Below are 24,438 nucleotides of genomic sequence, written 5' to 3'. Positions count from 1 at the left end.
CACCGCATCAACTCACCTAAGTTAGCCCAATGAACGTCGTATTTGTGCCCCCTGTAGCCGTTTTGATTGGAATGACTTTATAAAAGCTATTGTGTTTATTAGGTCGCTGAAAGGTTAATACATTAGGATTGAAAAGATTAACTATTTTTAGTTAACGATACTTTTGCTTATTGACTAATTTTGTGTTCCCTAGTTTTACAGACTTATGTTTAAAGAGGAATGGGAGGTAATGACAAAGTTTGTAATGCCATATATAAAATCATCGAAAATAGCTGTTATCAACACTTGACTGTTATGAATAATTATCATTATTATTTGTGTGGGTAACCTGGTTATATAGCAATAGAGTTTTTTAACAGGTAATGAGAGACCTGACATTGAAGGGATCTGGTTGGGTGCTATTCAATGTATTATATTTTATTTATATCTATATTTCAGTCGGGCAAGTAAAACAACGCCATGACAACTGGGTTAAGTTATTATCAAAGAGGATAATGTTATTTTTACCAATAAAAGTCCTTTTAGACGACTGAAGTTTCTCCATAGCTTTTGCTTATTTATTGGCTTGCTACTTTGCACCTATGGGGTTTTGTATTATCAATCCTTACAAAACTATAAAAAAGATACCGAGTCTCGAATGCACTTATCTGTGGAAGTGATGGATGGACTGTTTGAAACCGCGACAGTGGCGATTGATAATGTACTGCATCAGATTACTGGAGACTGTTCCTCCGATTTTAGAATACTGGATGATACGATAGTCAAGGAGCCCAGTATTCAAAGTATTAATGTTTTAAAAAAGGGTTCGATTGTGTGTTCAACTTATGAACCGAACATTGGTAGCATAATTTCACCTAGCACGTTTGTAGATTTCAGTATCATCACTTCAAAGATTGTTGTTCCAGGGAAAACAATTGTTCTTATTAACTCGGGTAATGATGATCTTTTTATCTCCGCTTCAATTCATGGATTTATCTTGCTTGGGATTGTTAACATTTTAGATATAGAAACACCTTTTCATATCAATACCACCTTTGGTTGGGTAAATGATGATGATAACCTGGTGACAACTAAAAACCCTGACACTGTGTACATAGAATCGAAAGCTTTTCCGTACTCCATCAGCACCAAGTATGATTATCGACATATATTTTTTAACTTCTTAAGGACAAATACTTGGTCGTTATTACTGTTATTGTTTTTTTCTTCTGTTATCAGTCTGCTTTATTTTTTCTATGATTCAAAAATAGAAGTGGTACAAGCATTAAGAAAAGGGTTAAAAAAAGGGGAATTTGAACCCTATGCTCAAGGTGTTACCGATTCTAATGGTACTCTTACTGGCTGTGAAATACTGATGCGCTGGAATTATAAATCATCGTTGATTCGTCCAGACGACTTTATCCCCACTGCTGAGAAATCAGGACTGATAGTCCCACTGAGTATCCAGCTTATAAATAAAACCTATGAGTTTTTCCTTCAGCATTATCATCTTCTTTTACCTAGGTTTTACATTGCATTCAATATTAGCCCAATTCAACTGACTGAGCCCTACGCACAAGGGGTAGTTAATGCTGTGGCGAGATTTCGAAATTGTCCAAAGCTCGGTTTTGTAAAGGTTGTATTGGAGTTGACGGAAAGACAGATTGTTACTTACACACCTGAAACGCTCACAACGCTGAAAAAATTGAATGATATGGGGGTTATGATCGTTATTGATGATTTTGGAACTGGGTATTCTTCGCTTGAGAACATACTGGAACTTAACATTAGCGGTTTGAAAATTGATAAGTGTTTTGTGGATAGATATCCTAATGATGAACTGAGTGTGAGTCTGATTGATAATATTGTGGATCTTGCAAATCGCTTGAAAATCGATGTGGTAGCAGAAGGTGTGGAAACGAAAGAGCAAGCCGAAGCGTTAAGGCTAAAAGGGGTTCACTACTTGCAGGGCTACCTCTTCTATAAGCCACTGAGCTTAGAGCAGTTCATTGGGACATTAAAAAAATGTTGAAAACCCCAAGTGTTGAATAAGCCTAAATAGAATCGTTGCGAACAGACTTGAACAATTAATTCTTAGACTTTTACTCGATTGCAAGTGCGTTTTTTTACTTGCCTACGAAATGGTATCGTTCCCGACTGTAGTTTCTAAAAATAAGGTTACTCAATATTTCCAATCAATTCGACTCAAGCTATCAAGTATTTGAATTTGTAGAGACCTCTCTATCAATCGCTTCAATAAAAAGAGGTGATATGCGGTACCTTATTGCCTCGGTCCTTATCTTTAGTTAACAAGATTCTCGTTCTATATCGTTGAAATTTAATACTATTTTGCTGGTTTCAATGTTTCGATTTTCAATTCTTTCTAATAATAATCGCGCACCATTTTCGCCAGCTTTATCAAATGAGTAGTGAAACGTTGATAGGCTTGGGGTGCATACTGAGGCCAGTTCATCGTTACCCACTCCTAGGACCGAAATATCCTTTCCTGGTGTGAGACCATGTTCTTGAATCGCTCTTATCGCACCAACCGCTATCCGGTCAGTAGCACAAAATAAACCATCCAATTTGGGTGTGTGTGATAAATATTGCTTGGTGAGTAAATAACCTGAGTTTATCGAAAAGTCACCTCGGGCATGGAAAGCGAGCTCTAATCCTTTATTCTGTAATGCTTGAAGAAATCCATCTGAGCGCTGTTTATCAACGGCGATATCATCACCTTGCACACCAATGAAACCCATCGTTTGACATCCTTTGGCAATAAGCCTATTTCCGGCTTCAAACCCGACTCGAATATCATCATGAATAATACTAGGAATATTGAACATTGACCCATCTTGGCCGACAAGAACCACTGGAACCGCGGAGTTTTGAATGCTTTCTACCAGCTTAGTATCAAGGTGGGTGGCGTACAGGATGATGCCTTCAACACGCTTTTGGTTGAAAAGTTTTATATATTCCAGCTCTTTTTCGTGATCTTGGTGCGTGCTTGCCAGTAAAACGTGCTTCCCTGCCTTTTCTAATACACCAGTTAACCCGTCGATCCCTTGAGCGGTTGCATGAGAAGAAACGCGCGAAACGATGATACCAATAAGGTTTGTTTTCTGTGATTTGAGATCTTTGGCCACTTGGTTGGGGACATAGCCACATTTTTCTGCTGCTTGGCGAACTTTTTCTTTTGTTGCCTCTTTGACACCATATTCATTATTTATAACCCGTGAAACGGTTGACTTTGATACGCCAGCCAAACGGGCGACATCGTATAAACTCGCCATTATTTTTATCCATTAGTTGCGTTAGTTTTTGGGATTGTTTGCAGAAAAGCTCAAAAATCATCTCGATGAAGACAAAAGACAAGTGATTTTACCTTTCTAGTGATGCCTTAGGGAGACAGTTTAACGATCATTATCACATTATTATTCTTTTTTCTTTGAAAGTTTAACTTTAATCAGGAAATATTGTGTTTTGCAAACGTTCCCGAAAATTAATCATAATGATAAAAAACGAATGGGGTGAGAAATGAATTATCCAGTAGTAGCAAAAGAACTACTAACTCTGTTAGGTGGTAAAAGTAATATCACTGCGCTCGCGCATTGTGCTACTCGCTTACGTCTTGCGGTTGCTGATGAGCAAAAAATTGATGAACAAGCGATCGAAGAGCTTGATGGTGTGAAAGGACAATTTAAAGTTGCTGGGCAGTATCAAATTATCTTTGGTTCAGGAATTGTAAATCAGGTCTATGCCGAGTTGGCTAAGTTAACCGGTATGAGTGAAATGTCGACCAATGATGTTGCATCCGCTGGAATAGAAAAGCAAAACGTTGTTCAGCGTGCTGTGAAAGGCTTATCAGATATTTTTGTTCCTATTATTCCTGCGATTGTTGCAGGTGGTTTGTTGATGGGGATATATAATGTACTGACTGCTCAAGGTTTATTTATTGATGGTCAAAGCCTGATTGATGCTAATCCTGAATTGATGGACTTAGCAAATATGATCAACACATTTGCAAATGCTCCATTTGTTTTTTTACCTATTTTATTAGCATTTTCAGCGACGAAGAAATTCGGTGGTAATCCGTATTTAGGTGCAGCTCTCGGTATGATAATGGTACACCCTGAATTATTGAACGGATGGGGTTTTGGTAGTGCATCTATTACAGGGAATATCCCAATGTGGAATATTTTCGGTTTTGAAATTCAAAAGGTCGGTTATCAAGGTTCAGTTCTTCCTGTCTTAGTCTCTGCTTTTATTTTGGCGAAGATCGAGCTAGGTCTACGCAAAATTATCCCATCGGTTCTAGATAATCTTTTAACGCCACTATTTGCTCTTTTTATTACTGGTTTACTGACATTTACCGTAGTGGGGCCATTTACTCGCGATATTGGTTTCTTCTTAGGTGATGGACTTAACTGGCTTTACCATACTGCTGGCTTTATAGGAGGGGGAGTACTTGGCTTCCTTTATGCTCCTTTTGTGATTACCGGTATGCACCATAGCTTTATCGCCATTGAAACCCAATTGCTTGTCGATATCGCTAAAACGGGTGGGACGTTTATCTTTCCTATCGCAGCAATGGCAAATATTTCACAAGGTGCTGCTGCATTAGCCGTCGGGTTCATGAGTAAAGATAAAAAGATGAAGGGTATTGCTATCCCATCAGGTGTTACGGCTTTATTGGGAATCACTGAGCCTGCAATGTTTGGTGTGAATTTAAAGCTTCGCTATCCATTTATTGCAGCTATATGTGCGGCTGGAGTTTCCAGTGCATTTATTACCATGTTTAATGTTAAAGCTCAGGCACTTGGAGCTGCTGGTCTGCCTGGGATCATCTCTATTACACCAGATAAGATTGGCTACTATATCGTGGGTATGGTGATCTCATTTTTAACCGCTTTTATTCTAACGATTGTATTCGGTATACGTGAGCGAGCCAAGACAAGCAAACAGGCAATCGCTTAATTGAACTCCTTAGAGGATGGATCCCTCTGTTCCATCCTTTTCCTCAAAAGCTGAGGAGCTAGCTAAGCAATATTTACTTAGCTAGTTTTTTCTAATTTCAATTTGATAGCAGCGGCATGTTGTTACTGAAGCTATTAATATTTTCAATATCTAAAGGAAATCACTATGAACCATGTGTGGGTAACGGGCGATGCTGTCGTTGATCTCATTACTGAATCAGAGACCACTTTAATTAAATGTCCAGGCGGTGCTCCAGCCAATGTGACGGTAGCGATAGCTCGTTTAGCTGGAAAAAGTGGTTTTTTTGGGCGAGTAGGAGCGGATCCATTTGGTGATTTTATGAAAGCGACCTTGGATAAAGAGGGGGTTTGTACTCAGTTTCTCGTAAAAGATCCTGCTCAAAGAACATCGACAGTTGTAGTTGGTTTGGATGAGAAAGGTGAAAGAAGCTTTACCTTTATGGTTAAGCCGAGTGCAGATCAATTCATGTCAGTGGAAGATATTCCAAATTTTAAATCAGGTGATTGGTTGCATGTTTGTTCAATTTCACTTGCGAATGAACCAAGTAGAGGTAGTACATTTGAGGCAATGAAAAGGATAAAAGCTATCGGTGGTTTTATTAGTTTTGATCCTAATTTACGTAATGAAGTTTGGCGACAACCGGCAGAAATTCAATCGGTTGCTCTTAAGGCTATCGCTATGGCTGATGTGGTTAAGTTTTCAGAAGAAGAGCTTCTTTTTTTAACTAACTCAACCTCAATAGAGCAAGGCTTAGAGGTTCTTGATGAACTAAACACGACATTAGTTTTGGTGACTCAAGGTGCGAAAGGCGTTTTACGTGTATTTGAGAGTGAAGGTAAGCTCATTACAGGAAAAGTGGTAAATCCTGTGGATACGACGGGGGCTGGTGATGCATTTGTTGGAGGGTTGTTAGCAAGTTTGTCTCAATATGCGGATTGGCAAGATACTTATATTATTGACTCAGCTATTCGATGGGCAAATGGGTGTGGTGCATTGGCTACGACTCAAAAAGGTGCGATGACGGCATTGCCTAACCAAAAAGAATTGTTTGAATTCATTCAACAATAATGTCCACAACCTATTTCTGTTGGAAAAATATATGAGCTTAAATACGAGTTGGACTATAGAGCAACGGTATCGTCGACTTGAAGATATTTCGCAATCTGAGCGTGAAAGTATGACACTTTCTCGCCAACAGGATACAAGCTTTCCCTGCTACCATATTGCGCCTTCATTTGGTTTGTTAAATGACCCGAATGGTTTGTGTTACTTTAATGGAGAGCACCATATCTTTTATCAGTGGACACCAGTAGGGCCAGTGCATGGGATGAAATATTGGTACCATTTATCTACCAAGGATTTTATTCATTTTACCGATCATGGAATAGGCCTTCATCCAGATGAAGATTATGATTCTCATGGAGTATATTCTGGGGGGGCTTTGGTTGAAGGCGATCGTGTATTGCTGTTTTTTACAGGTAATAAGCGTGATGAAAATTGGAATCGAGTTCCAACACAATGTTTTGCCACTATGTTCTTAAATAACGAGATAAAAAAGAATGGCATCATTATTGAAAATGAGCACTACACTGAGCATTTCAGAGATCCAAAGGTATGGAAAAAAGATGATGTTTATTTCATGGTTGTTGGTGCTCAAACTCAAAATGAAAAAGGCTCTATGGCGCTCTATGAAAGTGAAAATTTACTTACTTGGCAGCATAAAGGCCCAATTAAAACAAAATATACTGATTTAGGTTATATGTGGGAATGCCCAGACTTTTTTGAACTCGATGGTCAAGCCGTGATGTTGTTCTCACCTCAGGGAGTACAAAGCAGCGATCCCTATGATTTTAAAAATATTTATTCGGTGGCGTATTTAGTTGGGGATAGATTGAACTTAAGTACGATAGAGCTAGAGGGGCATCATGATATCTTGCAACCTGATTATGGTTTTGATTTTTATGCTCCACAGACTTATTTAGATGGTTCAGGTCGACGCATTTTAATCGCTTGGGTTGGATTGCCTGATATCGATACGCCATCTGTAAAATATCAATGGGCAGGGATGCTTTCTATCCCTCGTGAGCTAACCTTGGAAGATGGCTTCCTTATTCAGAAACCATTAACTGAATTGCAAAGCTTAAGGAAGGAAGAGGTTGTTTTTTCACAGACTCATAAAATTGAAAACGGTAGCTTCTTAGTCCAGCTTGATATTGAAGATAAAGAGTTTGAGCTTGAATTAAGTAACCTCAAAGGTGAGAGAATTGTTTTTAGTGCAACTCGTGGAGAATTTCAGCTTGACCGAAGTGAAATGTCACATCTATATGCGGAAAAGTTTGGCACAGTAAGAAAGGCTCCAAGACTCATTAATAACCAATTACTTGAAATGTATGTCGATAATTCTGTTATTGAAATCTTTATTAATGATGGAAAGCATACGATGACTAGTCGCTTTTTCATTGATAATTTAGAAAATATATCAATCAAAGGGATTGAATATGCCAAGCTCTTTTATATGGATAGAATCGATGGGTTGTATTCATCGTTAAAAGAAAATTGATGTAATTAAAAGTTAGAAAACCACGTAGCTATAAGAGGGCGTTCAGAATTCTGTGTCAGTTAATTTTGACTAAATATCTAAGACGTCATCCAAACGACCTTCAAAATGAATCGCCAGTTGAGACAATGTCATATTCCAGTTCTGGATTGGCATTGTCCACTTCTTAGACGCATTCAATATCCCAGCATACAACAGCTTAAGCAAGCTGTTTTCATTTGGAAAACCACCTTTAGTTTTGGTCAGCTTTCGAAACTGACGATGTACCGCCTCAATAGCATTGGTGGTATATATGGCTTTCCGAACATACTCTGGATATTTAAAGTAAACCGACAGGTTTACCCATTTATTACGCCATGAGCGTAATACTATTGGATATTGTTGGCCCCACTTAGCTTCTAATCGGTCTAACTCTATTTCAGCTGCTTCCTTAGTTACCGCTCGATAAACTGGTTTCAGATCTGCCATAAACTCTTTTTGGTGCTTAGATGCGACATATTTTATTGAGTTCCGAATTTGATGGACGATGCACAATTGAACTTCAGTATTTGGATAAATTGTGGCAATGGCTTCAGGGAAGCCAACCAAGCCATCTACGCAACTGATTAAAATATCCTCAACCCCTCGATTATGTAAATCAGTTAAAACTGATAGCCAATAATTTGCGCCTTCAGACTCTGATAGGTATAACCCAAGTAGTTCTTTTTTACCGTCGATATTCAAGCCTAAGATTGTGTATATCGCTTTACTGACATAACGACCATCCTCTCTAATTTTATAGTGGATGGCATCAAGCCAAATGAACGGGTATATAGCGTCTAATGGACGCTGCTGCCATTCTTTAAGCTCTGGTATTAAGCGGTCTGTGACAGCAGTAATTGTGGCCTCAGAGACGTCGATACCATACATATCTTCAACATGTCCTCGAATATCACGATAGCTCATTCCTAACGAGAACATAGAAAGGATTTTACGATCAATTTCATCAGTCAGCTTGGTTTGATTTTTCTTGATAAGTTGAGGTTCAAAAGAGCCTGAACGGTCGCGAGGAGTATCAAGTTCAAATGCTCCGACAGAAGACTTAACAGTCTTCTTAGAGGTTCCATTTTTACGATTTGGCTGGTCATCATTATCGATGTGTTGTGCAAGCTCAGCTTTTAAAGCAGCTTCCGTAATTTGCTTGATAAGAGGAGTTAAAAAGCCATCTTTGCCTGTTAAATCTTGTCCAGATTGAAGAGCTTTAATGGCTTGCTCTAGATCGAAATCATTATTCATGTGTCATTCCTTTTTTGTCTATTTTAGGAGAAATGACACAGATTTCTAAACACTACCAGCTATAAAGTTTACATGACAATAATCTAATTTTTAAGATTAGGTAAAGTTAAGTAAACGTATCATCACTTATCCAGAGAACTCTCCCACAAAACCAAAAAAGGCAGAGCTTTACCACTCTGCCTTTTCTGATTGTATTGTCTCGTCCTGAAATGTGTTTACACATTGAGGACGAATTATGACTACTTCACATAATATCTACGTTAAGCGCACTCAGCGTGATTACACACTAGGCTTTAAATTACAGGTTGTCGATGCTGTTGAAAAAGGCGACATGACTTATAAACAAGCCCAAGCTATCTATGGCATTCAAGGTCGTTCAACGGTTTTAACCTGGCTAAGAAAGTTCGGGAAAATGGACTGGACGCAAAATCCAAGGAAGAAAGCCATGCATAAAACAACGAAACCAAATGAATCTCCAGCTCAAAAAATTAAGCGACTTGAAAAAGAATTGGAAGATGAACGACTAAAGAATCTCTTTTTAAATGAAGTCGTTGATATCCTTGATGCTGAGCACGGAACTAGCCTCAGAAAAAAGTATATCGCCAAGGAGCAAGAAGCCTTCAAAAACAGAAGGGGCTCAGCCTAGCTCGAGTCTGTAGGTTGTGCGGCATATCGAGACAAAGCGTTTATCAAAGAGAAAAGCGGGCAGCTCACCGTCAGGTAGAGCTCACCCCCATCAAGCAGATGGTTCTAGAACTTCGGCGCTATATGCCTCGAATAGGTACTAGAAAATTGTATTCCTTACTCAAACCAAAGCTGCAAGAAGAAGGAATCAAGCTAGGTAGAGATGCACTCTTTGATTACTTACGTGACGAACGTCTTCTCGTTAAGCCTAAGCGCAGTTTTACGAAGACGACCAATAGTCGACATTGGATGAAAAAACATCCTAACTTGCTTAAAGACTATAAACCTCGTCATCCCGAAGATGTGTTGGTGAGTGACATAACCTATGTCCAATCTAATGAAGGCGTGCATTATCTCTCGTTAGTTACTGACGCCTTTAGTCGGAAAATTATGGGCTATGAGCTCAGCAATGAAATGAAAGCGACGGATGTTGTAAAGGCTTTAGATATGGCGATAAAAACACGTCAGTATAGTTGCCCGTGTATCCATCATTCAGATCGCGGGCTTCAATATTGCTCAGGTGTTTACCAAGACAGATTGAAAAAGGAAACCATCAAGCCATCGATGACGGATGGTTATGACTGCTACCAGAATGCATTAGCAGAAAGAGTAAACGGCATCCTGAAACAAGAATTTTTACTTTATGAGTGTAAGGATATCGTTGAGCTTAAGCAGTTAGTAAAGGAATCAATCAACATCTATAACAATATGAGACCACACCTGAGTCTTGGGATGAGAACCCCGAATGAGGTGCATGAAAAAGCCAACGGCTAACGCAGTTGGCTTAGTATAAAACTGTCAACGTATTTTAGGACGAGACATATTGAATATTATTTAGCAAACGCTTGACTATGCACGTGAACGAATGACATTGGAAAATACCACATGTAAATCACTCGACGTCGCATCATCGGTTAAATTCAGGTTTGCTTTGATGTGCTGTAAGTGATGTTCCATTAAATGAATGGCAGTTTGCTTATCGCCGGCTTCAATCGCATTGAGTAGATTAGTGTGTTCATCTTGAGAACAGTTGCTGTTATTACTGCCTTCATACTGAGCAATCAATAATGACGTTTGAGAAACGAGGCTGCGTAAGAAGTGTAATAATGGCGCGTTCTTTGCCATTTTAGCCAGCTCAATATGAAATTCACCGGATAAACGAATCCCACGGCCGACATCGCCATTGGCAATGGCCTCATCTTCACTGGTGACTAAATTACGTAGAACTTGCATTTGTTGAGGATTGCAGTTCTCTGTTGCGAGTTCTGTGAGCGCAAGTTCTGCAATTTCTCGAGCTTTTAGGATTTGCGTTGCTTCCTCAATGGTTGGTGCAGAAACAGTCGCACCACGGTTAGGTTTGATATCAACGACTTGCTCAAGTGATAATCGTAATAGGGCACGGCGAATAATCGTGCGGCTTACGCCAAAGATTTCACTCAAAGACTCTTCGTTGAGCTTAGTGCTTGGTGGCAAACGTTGCTCTAAGATGGCATCAAAGATGTGGCAATACACCACATCATCTTGAGTCTGGTTATTCGCTTTTGCTTGAATTTTAGTATTCGATAGCTTACTTAATTTCGTCATGGCCTAATCTGCTAAAAGTGGTGGGCGTTCAAAAACATAATAACAACGCCCTTAGATTGTACATTATAGACCTTAGTTTATCTAAGTGTCAGATGAATACAACTTTGCATGCAAAATGCCTTCCAGCGCACACTTTTCATCCAAATCTGATAAGTCGCCACTGATTCCCACTGCACCTAATACTAAGTTCGCTTCGTTGCGAATTAATACGCCTCCGGGAACCGGTACCATATTGCCGTGAGCCAATACATTAATGGCGGAAATAAAGGCAGGTCGGGCATCGGCATCTTGCGCTAACTTTCTTGATGAGCATCCTAATGCAAGGGCTCCCCACGCTTTGGCAATGGCAATATCGGGTCGCATCATGCTGGAGCCGTCTTGTCGTTGTAGGGAAATCAGTTTGCCACCACTGTCTAAAACAGCCACAGTGAGGGGGGCACTTTTTAAGTCTAATGCGGTATGAAACGCACCTTGGGTGATACTTAATGCTTGTTGCAGTGTCAAACTCATGATCAGGATCCTCTATTAATATAATACCAGTCGCACTCCTTATCAGATTCATCCTTTCTATCTATAAAAAGGGTGATAGTAGGTAACCACTTATCGAACATGTATTGTTTGTCCTCAAAGTTTGCCTAGCAATATCTGAACCGCTAATCAGTGTGATTGGTATAACTTACAAAAACTCCCTGCTCAAATACTTGGCTCGATGAGAGCAGGGAGTGATCGTAAGTTGTGGTTATTAACAAAGAAGCGGGTAGCTCGGTAGAGTCAAGAACTCTGCAAAATCGTCTTGGGTCGATAAGGTATCGAACATCTTGGCCGTTTCTTCAAATCGTCCTTGAGCATAACGTTGCTCGCCAACTTCTTGTTTAATCGTAATTAATTCTTCTGCCAACAGAGCTCGGAAATACGCCTCTGTTACCACTTGGCCATCGTCTAGTTTTACGCCGTGTTTAATCCACTGCCAGATGCTGGCGCGAGAGATTTCCGCTGTTGCCGCATCTTCCATTAGGCCGTAGATTGGTACACAGCCCACACCGCTGATCCAGGCTTCAATGTAATAAAGTGCAATACGAATATTTTTACGTAAGCCTTCTTCATTGCGTGGCCCTTCACATGGTGCAAGTAATTGTTCTGCAGTAATGTCACCTACATGGCTGCTGTCAAAATCCATTTGATTGACTTGCCCACCCAATTTGTTGTCAAAAATACTCATTGCAACATCCACTAACTTTGGATGAGCAACCCAAGTACCGTCATGTCCATTCGAGGATTCGCGGTTTTTATCTTCTTCCACCTTGGCTAGCACTTGCTGCATCACAGCCGGGTCGGAATTTGGAATAAAGGCTGACATGCCGCCCATGGCTAATGCGCCGCGAGCATGACAGGTTTTGACTAATAGTTGGCTATAAGCATTGAGGAATGGTTTATCCATACCGACGCTGTGGCGATCAGGTAAGATACGATCCTTATGATTCTTCAATGTTTTGATGTAGCTGAAGATGTAATCCCAACGGCCACAGTTCATTGCCACAATATGATCACGCATCACATATAAAATCTCTTCCATTTGGAATACCGCAGGAAGGGTTTCGATCAATACCGTTGCGCGAATGGTGCCGATCTCTACTTTGAAGTACTCTTCAGTAAAGCGGAAAACATCGTCCCACCATTTGGCTTCTTCCATACTTTCTAACTTAGGAATGTAGTAGTACACACCTTCACCTTGCTTGGCGCGAGTTTGGTAGTTATGGAAGAAGTACAAAGCAAAATCCATTAAACAACCGGCAATTGGCTGGCCGTTATATTCAATATGACGCTCAGGTAAATGCAAACCACGAGGGCGAGCAAGCAGTTGTGCTGGTTTTGCAACGAGATCATATTGTTTATCTTTTTTCTCATCGTAGTAGCTGATGGTGCCGGCATTGGCATCACGTAGGTTAATTTGCCCATCCAGCATATTTTCCCACGTTGGAGAAGACGCATCTTCAAAACAGCACATGAAGATTTTTGCACCGGAATTGAGTGCGTTAATCACCATCTTACGGTCAACAGGGCCTGTGATTTCAACTCGACGATCCTGAAGCGTTTTAGGAATAGGTGCCACTTTCCAGTTTTTATCGTCACGAATACTTTTAGTATCTTTACGGAAATCAGGAAGTTCGCCTGCATCAAATTGTGTTTGACGTTCACGTCGTAGTTTCAGTGCTTGCTCTAATGGTGCACTGAACTTGGTCACTAAGGCATTCAGAAAATCCAAAGCAGGCTCTGAAAGAATGGCCTTTTGTTGTTCAGTTGTTAGTTTGCCAACCACATTAATCGTACGCGATTGTTGGGTTTGCATGTCTGTTTCACGGTCCTCAGTGCTGTGCATAATCGTCTCCTTTATGAACATGTACGAGCAGTCAATACGGGTAAACCCAAAAGCGTTGGGACGATCTTGAGTTTTAAATCTTATCTACGTATTTCTTGTATTTATGTTTACTTAAACAATATTGTGTACATTATTGTTTTGATTTCTTGTCTAGGTATATCCTCGTTTTCACAAAAGATCAAAGTTTATTTAACGTTTTGTGCACTAAAACAGAATGGCGCACTCATGGTCGGATCAGTTTTAATTGCTTTATAAGCATTGGCTTAACTCAATATTTGCCGTTTATTTGAAAATATTTTTGTTTTTTATTTGCACAATTCAATCTGTCGAGTCTAGACTGAGTAATGTATTTTTAATTGTATACAATATATAAAGGGAATTGAGTTATGGCTAAAATGAAAGCGATTGAAGCGGCAGTTGAAGTATTGAAAAGGGAAGGCGTAGATATCGCATTTGGCGTACCTGGTGCGGCAATTAACCCTTTTTATGCGGCGATGAAAAAAATTGGTGGGATTGACCATGTCTTAGCACGTCACGTTGAGGGGGCCTCCCATATGGCGGAAGGTTATACCCGAACCAATGATAAAAACATTGGGGTGTGTATTGGTACTTCAGGCCCTGCGGGCACCGATATGATCACTGGGCTGTATTCTGCCTCTGCAGATTCTATACCAATCTTATGTATCACTGGACAAGCACCGCGCGCCCGTTTGCATAAAGAAGATTTCCAAGCGGTGGACATTGAATCGATTGCCAAACCTGTCACTAAATGGGCAACCACTGTTTTAGAGCCAGCACTCGTGCCACGCGCATTTCAGCAAGCATTTCACATTATGCGTTCAGGTCGTCCGGGGCCAGTATTGATCGACTTACCGATTGACGTGCAATTGGCCGAAATTGAGTTTGATATTGATACTTATGAGCCACTTGAGCCGTATCAACCTAGCGCAACACGTAGCCAAGTAGAAAAAGCGCTGACGATGTTAACGGAATCGGACAAGCCTTTAATTGTGTCTGGTGGTGGTGTGATTAATGCGGGGGCAAGTGCTGAGCTGCAAGAGTTGGCTGAGATCTTAAATGTGCCTGTCATTCCAACCTTAATGGGCTGGGGTAGTATCCCTGATAACCATGAACTCATGGCCGGTATGGTTGGGCTACAAACTTCACATCGTTACGGAAATGCCACCATGCTTGCGTCTGATTTTGTATTGGGCATTGGTAATCGCTGGGCAAACCGTCATACCGGTTCGGTGGATGTGTATACCCAGGGTCGTAAGTTTGTCCATGTGGATATCGAACCGACACAAATTGGTCGCGTGTTCTGCCCTGATCTTGGCATTGTGTCAGATGCGAAGTCGGCATTAACGCTGTTCTTAGACGTTGCGAAAGAAATGCAAGCAGCAGGCAAGTTAAAAGACCGTTCTAGCTGGGTTGGTGAGTGTATTGAACGCAAATCAAGCATGTTGCGTAAAACTCACTTTGAAGAAGTGCCGATGAAGCCGATGCGTGTTTATGAAGAAATGAACAAAGCATTTGGTGAGGACACTTGTTATGTCAGCACTATTGGTTTGTCGCAAATTGCTGCCGCACAGTTCCTACACGTGTATAAACCTCGTCATTGGATTAACTGTGGTCAAGCTGGCCCATTAGGTTGGACGATTCCGGCTGCATTAGGTGTTCGAGCGGCTGACCCTGACCGCCCAATTGTCGCGATTTCCGGCGATTACGACTTCCAGTTCATGATTGAAGAGTTAGCCGCTGGGGCGCAATTTAATCTGCCTTACATTCACGTGGTGGTGAACAATTCATACCTTGGTTTGATTCGCCAAGCGCAACGCCAGTTCGATATTGATTACTGTGTGCAGCTTGCTTTTGAAAACCAAAACGCACCAGAAATGGAAGGTTATGGGGTTGATCACGTCGCGGTTGTCGAAGGGTTAGGTTGTAAAGCGATTCGCGTTCGTAACCCTGAAGATGCGCCAGCCGCTTTTGAAGAAGCGAAGCAATTAATGGCCAAGCATCGCGTGCCAGTTGTGGTCGAATTCATTCTAGAACGCGTTACTAACATTGCAATGGGTGTTGAAATTGATGGCATCAATGAATTTGAAAGTTTAGCGGAAATGGAAGGCGACGCCCCAACCGCGATTACCTTTAACCAGTAATGACATCATTGAAGTTGCTGCCAATGTGATAGCAACTTCAATGGCTTTGTCTCTATTTTTAGTTGCAGAAAAAGGAGAAGGATATGCCTAAGTTTGCGGCAAATCTATCAATGCTATTTACCGAAGTGGATTTTTTACAACGCTTTGGACAAGCAGCGGAAGCTGGGTTTCAAGGTGTGGAATACTTATTCCCTTATGATTTTGAACCTAGCACCATTCAGCAAGTGCTTGAAGAAAATCAGTTACAACAAGTGTTGTTCAATTTACCTGCTGGTAACTGGTTAGACGGTGATCGTGGGATTGCGGTTGACCCTAAACGGGTGGATGAATTTCAGCAAGGCGTCGCGAAGGCAATTCAATATGCCAAAGCGCTTAATTGCAGCCAAGTCAATTGTTTAGCGGGAATTGTGCCGGATGGTGTCACGCAACAGCAAGCTGAAGATACCTTTGTGAGCAATCTGCGTTTTGCTGCTGGTGCGCTAAAAGAAAATGGCATTAGTTTGATCATTGAAGCGATTAACACTCGTGATATACCGGGCTTTTTCTTAACCAATACCAAGCAAGCGCTCGACATCATTGAGAAGGTAGGCAGTGATAACCTGAACTTCCAATACGACATCTACCACATGCAGATCATGGAAGGGGATTTAGCGCCAACGCTCAGCGAGCACCTTAGCCAAATTCAGCATGTTCAATTAGCGGATAATCCTGGTCGACACGAACCGGGTACAGGGGAGATTAACTACCCATTCTTGTTTAACCATTTAGATAGCATTGGTTACGACGGTTGGATTGGTTGTGAATATAAGCCGAAGACCACGACTCAAGAAGGTCTTGTTTGGCTAAAAGAAATGGCGTAATTCAATTTACTAAACAGATAAAAAAACAAATTTTAAGGATGAGATTATGACTACACCAACAATTGCATTTATCGGTACTGGCATTATGGGCAAACCGATGGCATTGAATTTACAAAAAGCGGGTTATCAATTGGTGGTATCTGATCACTTTATTGCGCCACCACAAGAGTTAGTCGATGGCGGAGCAACGGTGGTACATAGCGGTAAAGAAGCGGCAGAGCAAGCGGACATCATTATTACTATGGTACCGAATACGCCGGATGTTGCTGATGCGCTGTTTGGTGATAATGGTATCGCACAAGGTTTATCTGCTGGAAAGTTAGTGATCGACATGAGTTCGATTGCACCAATTGAAACGCAAGAGTTTGCGAAGCAAATTAAAGAGTGTGGCGCGGAGTATCTTGATGCTCCTGTTTCCGGCGGCGAAGTGGGTGCGATTAACGCCTCGCTAACAATTATGGTTGGGGGCAGTGAAGCGGCGTTTGAACGTGCTAAACCACTATTTGAAGTGATGGGACAAAACATCACGCTGGTGGGTGACAATGGCGCAGGACAAATTTGTAAAGTGGCCAACCAAATCATCGTGGCGCTTAATATCGAAGCGGTTTCAGAAGCCTTTGTCTTTGCTTCAAAAGCGGGTGCCGATCCTGCTCGTGTGCGTAATGCATTGATGGGTGGTTTTGCTAACTCGAAGATTTTGGAAGTCCATGGTGAGCGCATGGTGAAAGGCACGTTCGACCCTGGATTTAGAATCTCTTTGCATCAAAAAGATTTAAATCTAGCGTTAACAGGTGCGGAGCAACTGGGTCTTGATCTACCAAACACGGCTACGGCTCAACAATTATTTGGTGAGTGTGCCGCAATGGATGGCTCGAACTGGGACCACTCTGCATTGATTAAAGCCATTGAAGCGCGTGGTAAACATAATATCCGTGGTGAATAACGATACCTTTCGTACTTGAAGTTGCAGCTTTGTTGACGGCGTTCATTCGCCTCACTGCAACGCCAATGACTTTAGGTATATTAATCAATACTATTTTCGTTATAGCTGAGTCATTGCATTGGACTTGCTTTATATCGCCATATTTGGGAATGGTGGTATAAAGCCGCAAAGACTCAGTTTTTACCGCACTTTTTGTCTCCTTTAGTGCGCCCTGAGTAGCGTGTAAGTTAATCTTCGTTTTGTGTGCAACGAGTTAATGCAGTAATCACGTTACTCAGGATTTTTTAATCCTAATGAGATTTCCCATGATGTAATCATCAAAATATTGATAAAAAAGATGAATTTCTTGCTCGCTATGTTAAAACACTAATCACATCTTATTTTGGTAGAAATACAGGAGTGACGACGTGGCAAAAGTGAGAGAAAGAAATCAAAGTGTCATTATTGAGGCTGCGAGTCAGCACTTTGCTAAGTATGGTTACGCTGCAACCAAAGTGGCGGATATTGCTAAAGAAGCCAACATTCCTAAACCAAATATCTATTACTACTACAATTCCAAAGATAACCTCTATCGCGCAGTATTAGAAAGCGTGACGGTACCGCTATTGCAATCTTCTAAACCGATACAAGACTTAGACGACCCTATTGAAGCGCTCACTGAGTACATCAAAACCAAGTTAGTTATTTCTCGTGATCATGCCTATGCCTCTAAAGTGTTTGCTAATGAAGTGATGTCTGGTGGCCGTTCTTTACCCAAAGATATTGAAGATGAATTACAGCAACAATCTGAAATGATCATTGCGAAATTTCAGTCATGGATTGAGCAGGGCAGAATGGATGCGGTTTCTCCACACCATTTAATGTTTACTATTTGGGCGGCGACGCAAACGTATGCGGACTTTGGTTGGCAGATTTGTCGAGTCATGAACAAAAAGAAATTGGCTCGCAAAGATTATGATGAAGCGGCGGAATTTTTAACTACCATGATTTTAAAAGGCTGTGGTGTTGGCTAAATCATAAGTGTTTGCGAGTGCTTCAAATCATAAAACCACAACCTGAGTGTTATTTGCGGCGATCTCCGGAACCATTATTGGCGTGATTGTGTGTCTGAAATGTGATGCTGTTTCGGGTGTTATGTTGATTGTTATTGGCTCTCCTTATTACTGCCTACTAACCAATGTCTCTTGTGAATATTTGTGCGATGAAATTTCGATTTTTAGCCATTATATGTAATTTTGATTCTGAAATGATCACTAAAAATAATGATTAAATCTAATTTATAAACCCATACTGGTTTCATACACTATTATTTCTTATATTTGCAGGTAAATAGTGTTTAATTCCGTTCTTTATGAATGTTAGCCTCCAAAATCCAGATATTCTGTTAAACTGCGCGTCTTAAAAAATACCCTATGTTATCGTTTTCGTTAAAAGTAGCCGATTACTCTGTTGATGTTGTATTACATAGGATAACCAATAAAAGGACCGATGCAGTGAATATGAAATTATTCGGTAGTTCTTTGATTTTGTCGGGGACTGCACTAGGTGCCGGAATGTTAGGCATTCCAATGGCATTAGCTCAATTTGGCTTTACGGTCAGTTTAATTTTAATGTTAGTGATCTTTGTGGGAACCACTTATGGATCTTTATTGCTAACAGAAGCGTGTACTAAAACCGATCAAAATGGCGGTATGAATAGCGTTGCCCAGCTTTCTTTGGGAACCAGTGGCAAATTCGTCATCAATTTCTTCTTTTATATGCTGCTAATTTGTATTTTAGTCGCTTACATTCTCGGTATTGGTGACCTGTTCCATAATTTATTGGCAGGGATGGGGTTTGATGTCCCTCAATCGATTTGTTATACGGTGTTTACCTTTGTGATGGCGGTGGTGATTATCGCAGGTAAATCGTATATCGATATGCTAAACCGTGTTTTGTTCATTTTGATGATCACTATGTTGGTTACCGTTGTTGTGACACTGTTTACCAATATTCACATTGAGTACCTAGAGCAAACACCAAACTTTTTATGGAAAGATGTGGTGAAACACAGCACCACTATTTTCACGAGTTTTGCTTCTATGGTGGTGATCCCATCACTTGTTATGTACAACAAAGAAGCAACACCAAAGCAGATGCGCAATATGGTTTTGCTTGGCTCTGTGATCCCGCTGATTTGTTACCTCACCTGGCTTCTCGCAATTATCGGTAACCTAGGTACGACTGAAATTCGTCAATTTGAAGATATTTCGCAGCTTATTGCGGCATTTGGCGGCTCATCTGGCACATTAAAAACCATTATTGCTGTCTTTTCAGCATTGGCATTAGTGACGTCGTTTCTTGGCGTGTCGATGGCGTTATTCGACCAAAACAAAGATGCGATTGCGGGGATTGTTAATCGAACCAAACTAGAAAAGGGCAAGGTAACGGCAGGGTTAATTTTTGTTCTGACTTTCATTTTGCCGCTTTTAGTGACCAATTTATTTTCAAACAAATTCCTCAATATGCTGGACTACGCAGGTATTACTTTAGTCTTCCTAGCGATTTGGGGGCCGTTAGCCATGGTGTGGAATGTACGAAAACCAAGTTTTACCGTTGCATCACAAGCAAGTGCTTATACGACGGGGGGTGGCAATACTGCTTTAGTTGCTTCATTCTTGTTTGGTGCGTTTATTCTTGTTTCGACTTTCTTTAGCTAATCTAAACTAGTTTATACCTACATATCCTTTTGAATGCCGGCCTAGTGTCGGCATTTTTGTTTTTTCAAGACTTAATACCAATCGCAATAAGTAACTGATCGCCTTAGCTTGTTAAAAAACTTGCTAACTACGTTATAAAATTTGTATGTAGGGCAGCTACTAACAGAAATTTTATGCCTTGTTATCAAGCTTTTTTCCTACGCTAATTTAGATCATTTACTTATATTAATTGGTATATGAGAAAAAATTAAAATGCAAAAAATCAAAGTGTTGCAAAATTGTTTAAAAAATGTGATCGCTAAAACTTGACCATTGAGTCAAGAAATCCAATACTGAATGTACAGGAAGTGAGCTATAGGTTAAACGGTACGATAAAAAAGCCGTTTTCAAATAGCGAATAAGTGAGCACAGGAGAAGCACTTTGATTACGTTTTTACTCAATCAAACACTGAAGCGTGAAACCAATATTTCACCCAATATGACAGTGTTAAATTATCTACGTACCGAGTTACATAAAACCGGTACCAAAGAAGGCTGTGGTTCTGGTGATTGCGGTGCGTGTACCGTAGTACTTGGTGAGCTTGTGGATGGCAAGTTGCAATATCGCAGTGTCAATTCATGTTTGACCTTTGTGTCGTCATTACACGGCAAGCAATTGATTACGGTTGAAGATCTAAAAAACAAACAATCATTGCACCCAGTCCAGCAGGCCTTAGTGGATTTTCATGGTTCACAATGTGGTTACTGCACACCGGGCTTTATAATGTCGATGTTTGCGTTGAGTAAAAATAAACCAAGTGCCGATAAAGAAGATGTGATGGAATCATTGGCGGGTAACCTTTGTCGCTGCACGGGTTATCGTCCGATTGTTGATGCCGCTTTATCATTAAGCTCTGATCAGCCTTTGCTTGATCAGTTTGCTGAACTTGAGCAACAAACCATCGCCAAACTTGAAAAAATTGAATCAAAAACCGCGCCGTTAGTGCAAGGGAATTTAACCAGTTTTTCACCGACGACTACCGATGAATTAGCTGAGTTATATGAGCGTCATCCAAAAGCCAAATTGGTGGCAGGTGGTACGGACTTGGCGTTGGAAGTCACTCAGTTCCATCGTGAAATTGAAACCTTGATTAACGTCACTGGCGTTATGGATATGAAAACCATCCATGAAACCGAACAAGACATCGTGATTGGCGCCAATATGCCGATCAGTGATTGTTACGCCACACTCGCTAAATATTACCCAGATTTTGGTCACTTACTGCATCGCTTTGCATCATTGCAAGTACGTAACCAAGGCACTATTGGGGGTAATGTTGCCAATGCGTCTCCTATTGGTGACACGCCCCCTCTTCTTATTGCACTTAATGCCCGTCTGAAATTGCGAAAAGGGCAACAAGTCCGAGAAGTCGCAATTGATGAATACTTTATTAATTACAAAGTGACGGTTCAGCAAGAATCGGAATTCATCGAACAAATCATCATTCCTAAGCCTGAAAATGATCAGCAGATCTTCAGCGCTTATAAATTATCTAAACGTATTGATGATGATATTTCCGCGGTGTGCGGCGCGTTTAACTTCACCATTGAAAATGACGTGATTGTCGATGCCCGTGTGGCGTTTGGTGGAATGGCCGCCACACCGAAACGCGCAGATTTGTGTGAAAAATCGTTAATAGGTCAGGCTTGGAATAAATCATCAATTGAAGCAGCCATGGCGCAATTAGCACAAGATTTTGAGCCATTGTCTGACTTTAGAGCCAGCAAAGAATATCGCTCAAAAACCGCGTGCAACATGCTTCTGCGTTTTTTCCTAGAGCAACAAACCAAGGTCATGTCACAGCAAAACAGCAATAACTTTAAGCAACACAGCATTGAAACGAGGGTCACGTCTTATGTCTAATCATTCTCCAAAATTAAGCTACGACGAGCTACTCACACAATATAAGCAAGATCTTAAAACGGGTGTTGGTAAGTCCGTCAAACACGATAGCGCTAGCAAGCAGGTTTCAGGTGAAGCAATTTATGTGGATGATCGCTTAGAGTTTCCTAATCAGTTGCATGTGTATTGCCGTTTAAGTACCGAAGCGCATGCCAAGATTGTCAGTATCAATACCGATCCTTGCTACGAATTTGATGGCGTTGAGATTGCGATCACCAGTAAAGATGTGCCCGGGGAGTTGGATATTGGCGCAGTATTTCCTGGTGACCCATTATTAGCCGATGGCGTGGTGGAATATTATGGCCAACCTATTATCGCGGTGGCGGCTAAAGATATGGAAACCGCACGTAAAGCGGCCTTAGCGGCTGAGATTGAATTTGAACCATTACCGGCTATTTTGGATGTTAAAGAAGCGCTTGAGAAAAAACACTTTGTGCATGAAACCCATGTGCAACAGCGTGGTGATTATCAAAGCGCGCTCGCTTCTGCCAAGCACGTATTAGAGGGCGAGCTGAATATTGGTGGTCAAGAGCATTTTTATTTAGAAACCCAAGCCAGTAGTGTTGTGCCAGCCGAAGACGGTGGTGTGATCGTTTATACCTCAACTCAAAACCCAACTGAAATTCAAAAAGTAGTGGCGGAAGTGTTGGGCGTTGCAATGCATAAAGTGGTGGTGGACATGCGTCGTATGGGCGGTGGCTTTGGGGGGAAAGAAACCCAAGCGAATGCCCCAGCTTGTATTGCCGCAGTGATTGCAAGCTTAACCCAAAAGCCAACCAAAATTCGCTTATGGCGCAGTGACGATATGATCATGACGGGTAAGCGTCATCCATTCTATAACCAGTATCGTATTGGTTTTGATGATGATGGGCGTATTCATGGCGCGGAATTAATTAACTCAGGTGATTGTGGTTATTCGATTGATTTATCACATTCCATTGTCGACCGTGCAATGTTCCACTCGGATAACGCTTATTACCTAGGTGATGCCAAAGTAGTAGGACATCGCTGCAAAACCAACACCGCATCGAATACCGCTTATCGTGGTTTTGGTGGCCCGCAAGGCATGATGACCATTGAACATATCATGGATGAAATCGCGCATTACCTTGGTAAAGATCCGCTGGAAATCCGTAAAACAAACTACTACGGCGGAGAAGGTCGAGATACCACTCACTACTATCAAAAAGTAGAAGATAACTGCTTATTAGAAATCACGGAAGCGTTAGAAAAAACCAGTGAATATCAAAAACGTCGTAGAGAAATCGAGGAATTTAATGCCAATAGTCCAATCTTGAAAAAGGGCATAGCATTAACACCCGTCAAATTTGGTATTTCATTTACCGCGACGTTCTTAAACCAGGCCGGTGCGCTTATTCATATTTATACTGATGGTAGTATTCATTTGAACCATGGTGGTACTGAGATGGGGCAAGGGTTGAACACTAAAGTGGCGCAAATTGTCGCGCAAGAGTTCAGCGTCGATATCGACCAAATTCAAATCACCGCCACCAATACTGACAAAGTACCGAATACTTCGCCAACCGCGGCTTCATCCGGTACTGACTTGAACGGTAAAGCGGCGCAAAATGCTGCGATGACGATCAAAGCACGTTTGATTGATTTCGCCTCAAATCACTACAAAGTGACGCCAGAAGAGGTGGTCTTTAACAATGGTGTGGTCGAGGTGCGCGATCAATTGATCCCGTTTGCTGAATTTGTTCAACAGGCATATTTCAACCAAGTATCGTTGTCGAGTACGGGGTTCTATCGCACGCCGAAGATTCATTATGATCATGAAAAAGCGCGTGGCCGTCCATTCTACTACTTCGCTTATGGTGCATCGTGCTCAGAAGTGATTGTGGATACTTTAACGGGTGAGTACAAAATTCTACGTACTGATATTTTGCATGATGTGGGAGCATCGCTAAACCCTGCGATTGATATTGGTCAGATAGAAGGCGGCTTTATACAAGGTGTTGGTTGGCTGACTACGGAAGAATTGGTGTGGAATGAAAAAGGGCGCTTGATGACCAGCGGCCCCGCCAGCTACAAAATCCCAGCGATTGCGGATATGCCCATTGATTTTAGAACCAATATCGTGCAAAACCGCAGTAACCCAGAAGATACGGTGTTTAACTCGAAAGCCGTTGGTGAGCCACCGTTTATGCTAGGAATGTCGGTCTGGAGCGCGTTAAAAGATGCCGTGCACGCCGTGGCACTAGAGAATGCTCAAGAAGGTGAAAGAGTCACTGTACACCTTGATACGCCAGCCACACCAGAGCGAGTATTGTGGGCAATGGAAAAGGCGAGAGCGGGGAGTTCTACGGTTAAAGCGACTTTAGTAGAAAATCATCGAGTACAAGCTTAAATCAGTT

The 24,438-nt window shown here is 41.3% G+C and carries 17 protein-coding genes; 12 read left to right on the top strand and 5 right to left on the bottom strand.

Annotated features, from left to right (window positions below):
• Positions 1–565 precede the first annotated feature (565 nt).
• Entirely contained in the window at positions 566–2,011 is a 1,446-nt protein-coding gene (locus VRUMOI_RS16535; protein ID WP_408646281.1) for an EAL domain-containing protein, read from the top strand.
• A 274-nt stretch (positions 2,012–2,285) separates the two neighbouring features.
• On the opposite strand, the gene VRUMOI_RS16530 is transcribed toward VRUMOI_RS16535, so the two are convergent.
• Complete coding sequence (locus VRUMOI_RS16530) at positions 2,286–3,272, bottom strand: LacI family DNA-binding transcriptional regulator (RefSeq protein ID WP_089139914.1); 987 nt, start codon at positions 3,270–3,272, stop codon at positions 2,286–2,288.
• Between the two features lie 244 nt (positions 3,273–3,516).
• Between VRUMOI_RS16530 and VRUMOI_RS16525 the strand changes: the two genes are divergently transcribed.
• The 3 genes from VRUMOI_RS16525 to VRUMOI_RS16515 all read left to right on the top strand — a co-directional run bounded on the left by VRUMOI_RS16525 (position 3,517) and on the right by VRUMOI_RS16515 (position 7,537).
• Positions 3,517–4,956 (top strand): sucrose-specific PTS transporter subunit IIBC, encoded by a 1,440-nt coding sequence (locus VRUMOI_RS16525; protein WP_089139915.1) that lies wholly within the window; start codon positions 3,517–3,519, stop codon positions 4,954–4,956.
• A gap of 165 nt (positions 4,957–5,121) precedes the next feature.
• Positions 5,122–6,045, top strand: coding sequence for an aminoimidazole riboside kinase (locus VRUMOI_RS16520; protein ID WP_089139916.1), 924 nt, complete (start codon positions 5,122–5,124; stop codon positions 6,043–6,045).
• Positions 6,046–6,076: 31 nt separating this feature from the next.
• Positions 6,077–7,537, top strand: coding sequence for a sucrose-6-phosphate hydrolase (locus VRUMOI_RS16515; RefSeq protein ID WP_089139917.1), 1,461 nt, complete (start codon positions 6,077–6,079; stop codon positions 7,535–7,537).
• A gap of 69 nt (positions 7,538–7,606) precedes the next feature.
• On the opposite strand, the gene VRUMOI_RS16510 is transcribed toward VRUMOI_RS16515, so the two are convergent.
• Entirely contained in the window at positions 7,607–8,809 is a 1,203-nt protein-coding gene (locus VRUMOI_RS16510) for an IS256 family transposase (protein ID WP_105903604.1), read from the bottom strand.
• Between the two features lie 235 nt (positions 8,810–9,044).
• Between VRUMOI_RS16510 and VRUMOI_RS16505 the strand changes: the two genes are divergently transcribed.
• Positions 9,045–10,267, top strand: a protein-coding gene (locus VRUMOI_RS16505; RefSeq protein WP_089139470.1) for an IS3 family transposase whose coding sequence is annotated in 2 segments (ribosomal slippage) — positions 9,045–9,416 and positions 9,419–10,267 — 1,221 coding nt in all. Because the reading frame shifts where the segments join, the coding sequence is not laid out codon by codon here.
• 75 nt (positions 10,268–10,342) lie between these two features.
• Here the strand turns inward: VRUMOI_RS16505 and VRUMOI_RS16500 are convergent.
• The 3 genes from VRUMOI_RS16500 to aceB form a co-directional block, all read right to left on the bottom strand.
• Positions 10,343–11,077 carry a GntR family transcriptional regulator gene (locus tag VRUMOI_RS16500; RefSeq protein WP_089139471.1) on the bottom strand — a complete coding sequence of 245 codons (735 nt, stop codon included), beginning with the start codon at positions 11,075–11,077 and terminating at the stop codon, positions 10,343–10,345.
• A gap of 81 nt (positions 11,078–11,158) precedes the next feature.
• On the bottom strand, positions 11,159–11,590 hold the full coding sequence (locus VRUMOI_RS16495) for a GlcG/HbpS family heme-binding protein (RefSeq protein WP_089139472.1): 432 nt from the start codon (positions 11,588–11,590) through the stop codon (positions 11,159–11,161).
• Positions 11,591–11,819: 229 nt separating this feature from the next.
• Positions 11,820–13,424, bottom strand: coding sequence for a malate synthase A (gene aceB, locus VRUMOI_RS16490; protein WP_089139499.1), 1,605 nt, complete (start codon positions 13,422–13,424; stop codon positions 11,820–11,822).
• A 416-nt stretch (positions 13,425–13,840) separates the two neighbouring features.
• On the opposite strand from aceB, the gene gcl reads away from it, so the two are divergent.
• The 7 genes from gcl to xdhB all read left to right on the top strand — a co-directional run bounded on the left by gcl (position 13,841) and on the right by xdhB (position 24,431).
• Positions 13,841–15,616: a glyoxylate carboligase gene (gcl, locus tag VRUMOI_RS16485; RefSeq protein ID WP_089139473.1), complete on the top strand. Its 1,776-nt coding sequence runs from the start codon at positions 13,841–13,843 to the stop codon at positions 15,614–15,616.
• A gap of 83 nt (positions 15,617–15,699) precedes the next feature.
• Entirely contained in the window at positions 15,700–16,476 is a 777-nt protein-coding gene (gene hyi / locus VRUMOI_RS16480; RefSeq protein ID WP_089139474.1) for a hydroxypyruvate isomerase, read from the top strand.
• A gap of 46 nt (positions 16,477–16,522) precedes the next feature.
• Entirely contained in the window at positions 16,523–17,419 is an 897-nt protein-coding gene (locus VRUMOI_RS16475; protein WP_089139475.1) for a 2-hydroxy-3-oxopropionate reductase, read from the top strand.
• A 407-nt stretch (positions 17,420–17,826) separates the two neighbouring features.
• A complete protein-coding gene (locus VRUMOI_RS16470; protein WP_089139476.1) occupies positions 17,827–18,432 on the top strand; it encodes a TetR/AcrR family transcriptional regulator in 606 nt (201 codons plus the stop codon).
• A 486-nt stretch (positions 18,433–18,918) separates the two neighbouring features.
• Positions 18,919–20,118 carry an amino acid permease gene (locus VRUMOI_RS16465; protein WP_089139477.1) on the top strand — a complete coding sequence of 400 codons (1,200 nt, stop codon included), beginning with the start codon at positions 18,919–18,921 and terminating at the stop codon, positions 20,116–20,118.
• A gap of 421 nt (positions 20,119–20,539) precedes the next feature.
• Entirely contained in the window at positions 20,540–22,021 is a 1,482-nt protein-coding gene (xdhA, locus tag VRUMOI_RS16460; protein WP_089139478.1) for a xanthine dehydrogenase small subunit, read from the top strand.
• Positions 22,014–24,431 (top strand): xanthine dehydrogenase molybdopterin binding subunit, encoded by a 2,418-nt coding sequence (gene xdhB, locus VRUMOI_RS16455; RefSeq protein ID WP_089139479.1) that lies wholly within the window; start codon positions 22,014–22,016, stop codon positions 24,429–24,431. Before xdhA ends, xdhB begins: the two co-directional genes overlap by 8 nt.
• The last annotated feature ends 7 nt before the right edge of the window (positions 24,432–24,438 follow it).

The organism is Vibrio rumoiensis (assembly GCF_002218045.2).
GTDB lineage: Bacteria > Pseudomonadota > Gammaproteobacteria > Enterobacterales > Vibrionaceae > Vibrio > Vibrio rumoiensis.
This window is presented reverse-complemented; position numbering and strand designations above follow the sequence as displayed.

Coding starts and splice junctions, on each gene's coding strand:
- VRUMOI_RS16530 (WP_089139914.1), bottom strand. CDS start 3,272: ATGGCGAGTTTATACGATGTCGCCCGTTTGGCTGGCGTATCAAAGTCA.
- VRUMOI_RS16525 (WP_089139915.1), top strand. CDS start 3,517: ATGAATTATCCAGTAGTAGCAAAAGAACTACTAACTCTGTTAGGTGGT.
- VRUMOI_RS16520 (WP_089139916.1), top strand. CDS start 5,122: ATGAACCATGTGTGGGTAACGGGCGATGCTGTCGTTGATCTCATTACT.
- VRUMOI_RS16515 (WP_089139917.1), top strand. CDS start 6,077: ATGAGCTTAAATACGAGTTGGACTATAGAGCAACGGTATCGTCGACTT.
- VRUMOI_RS16510 (WP_105903604.1), bottom strand. CDS start 8,809: ATGAATAATGATTTCGATCTAGAGCAAGCCATTAAAGCTCTTCAATCT.
- VRUMOI_RS16500 (WP_089139471.1), bottom strand. CDS start 11,077: ATGACGAAATTAAGTAAGCTATCGAATACTAAAATTCAAGCAAAAGCG.
- aceB (WP_089139499.1), bottom strand. CDS start 13,424: ATGCAAACCCAACAATCGCGTACGATTAATGTGGTTGGCAAACTAACA.
- gcl (WP_089139473.1), top strand. CDS start 13,841: ATGGCTAAAATGAAAGCGATTGAAGCGGCAGTTGAAGTATTGAAAAGG.
- hyi (WP_089139474.1), top strand. CDS start 15,700: ATGCCTAAGTTTGCGGCAAATCTATCAATGCTATTTACCGAAGTGGAT.
- VRUMOI_RS16475 (WP_089139475.1), top strand. CDS start 16,523: ATGACTACACCAACAATTGCATTTATCGGTACTGGCATTATGGGCAAA.
- VRUMOI_RS16465 (WP_089139477.1), top strand. CDS start 18,919: ATGAAATTATTCGGTAGTTCTTTGATTTTGTCGGGGACTGCACTAGGT.
- xdhB (WP_089139479.1), top strand. CDS start 22,014: ATGTCTAATCATTCTCCAAAATTAAGCTACGACGAGCTACTCACACAA.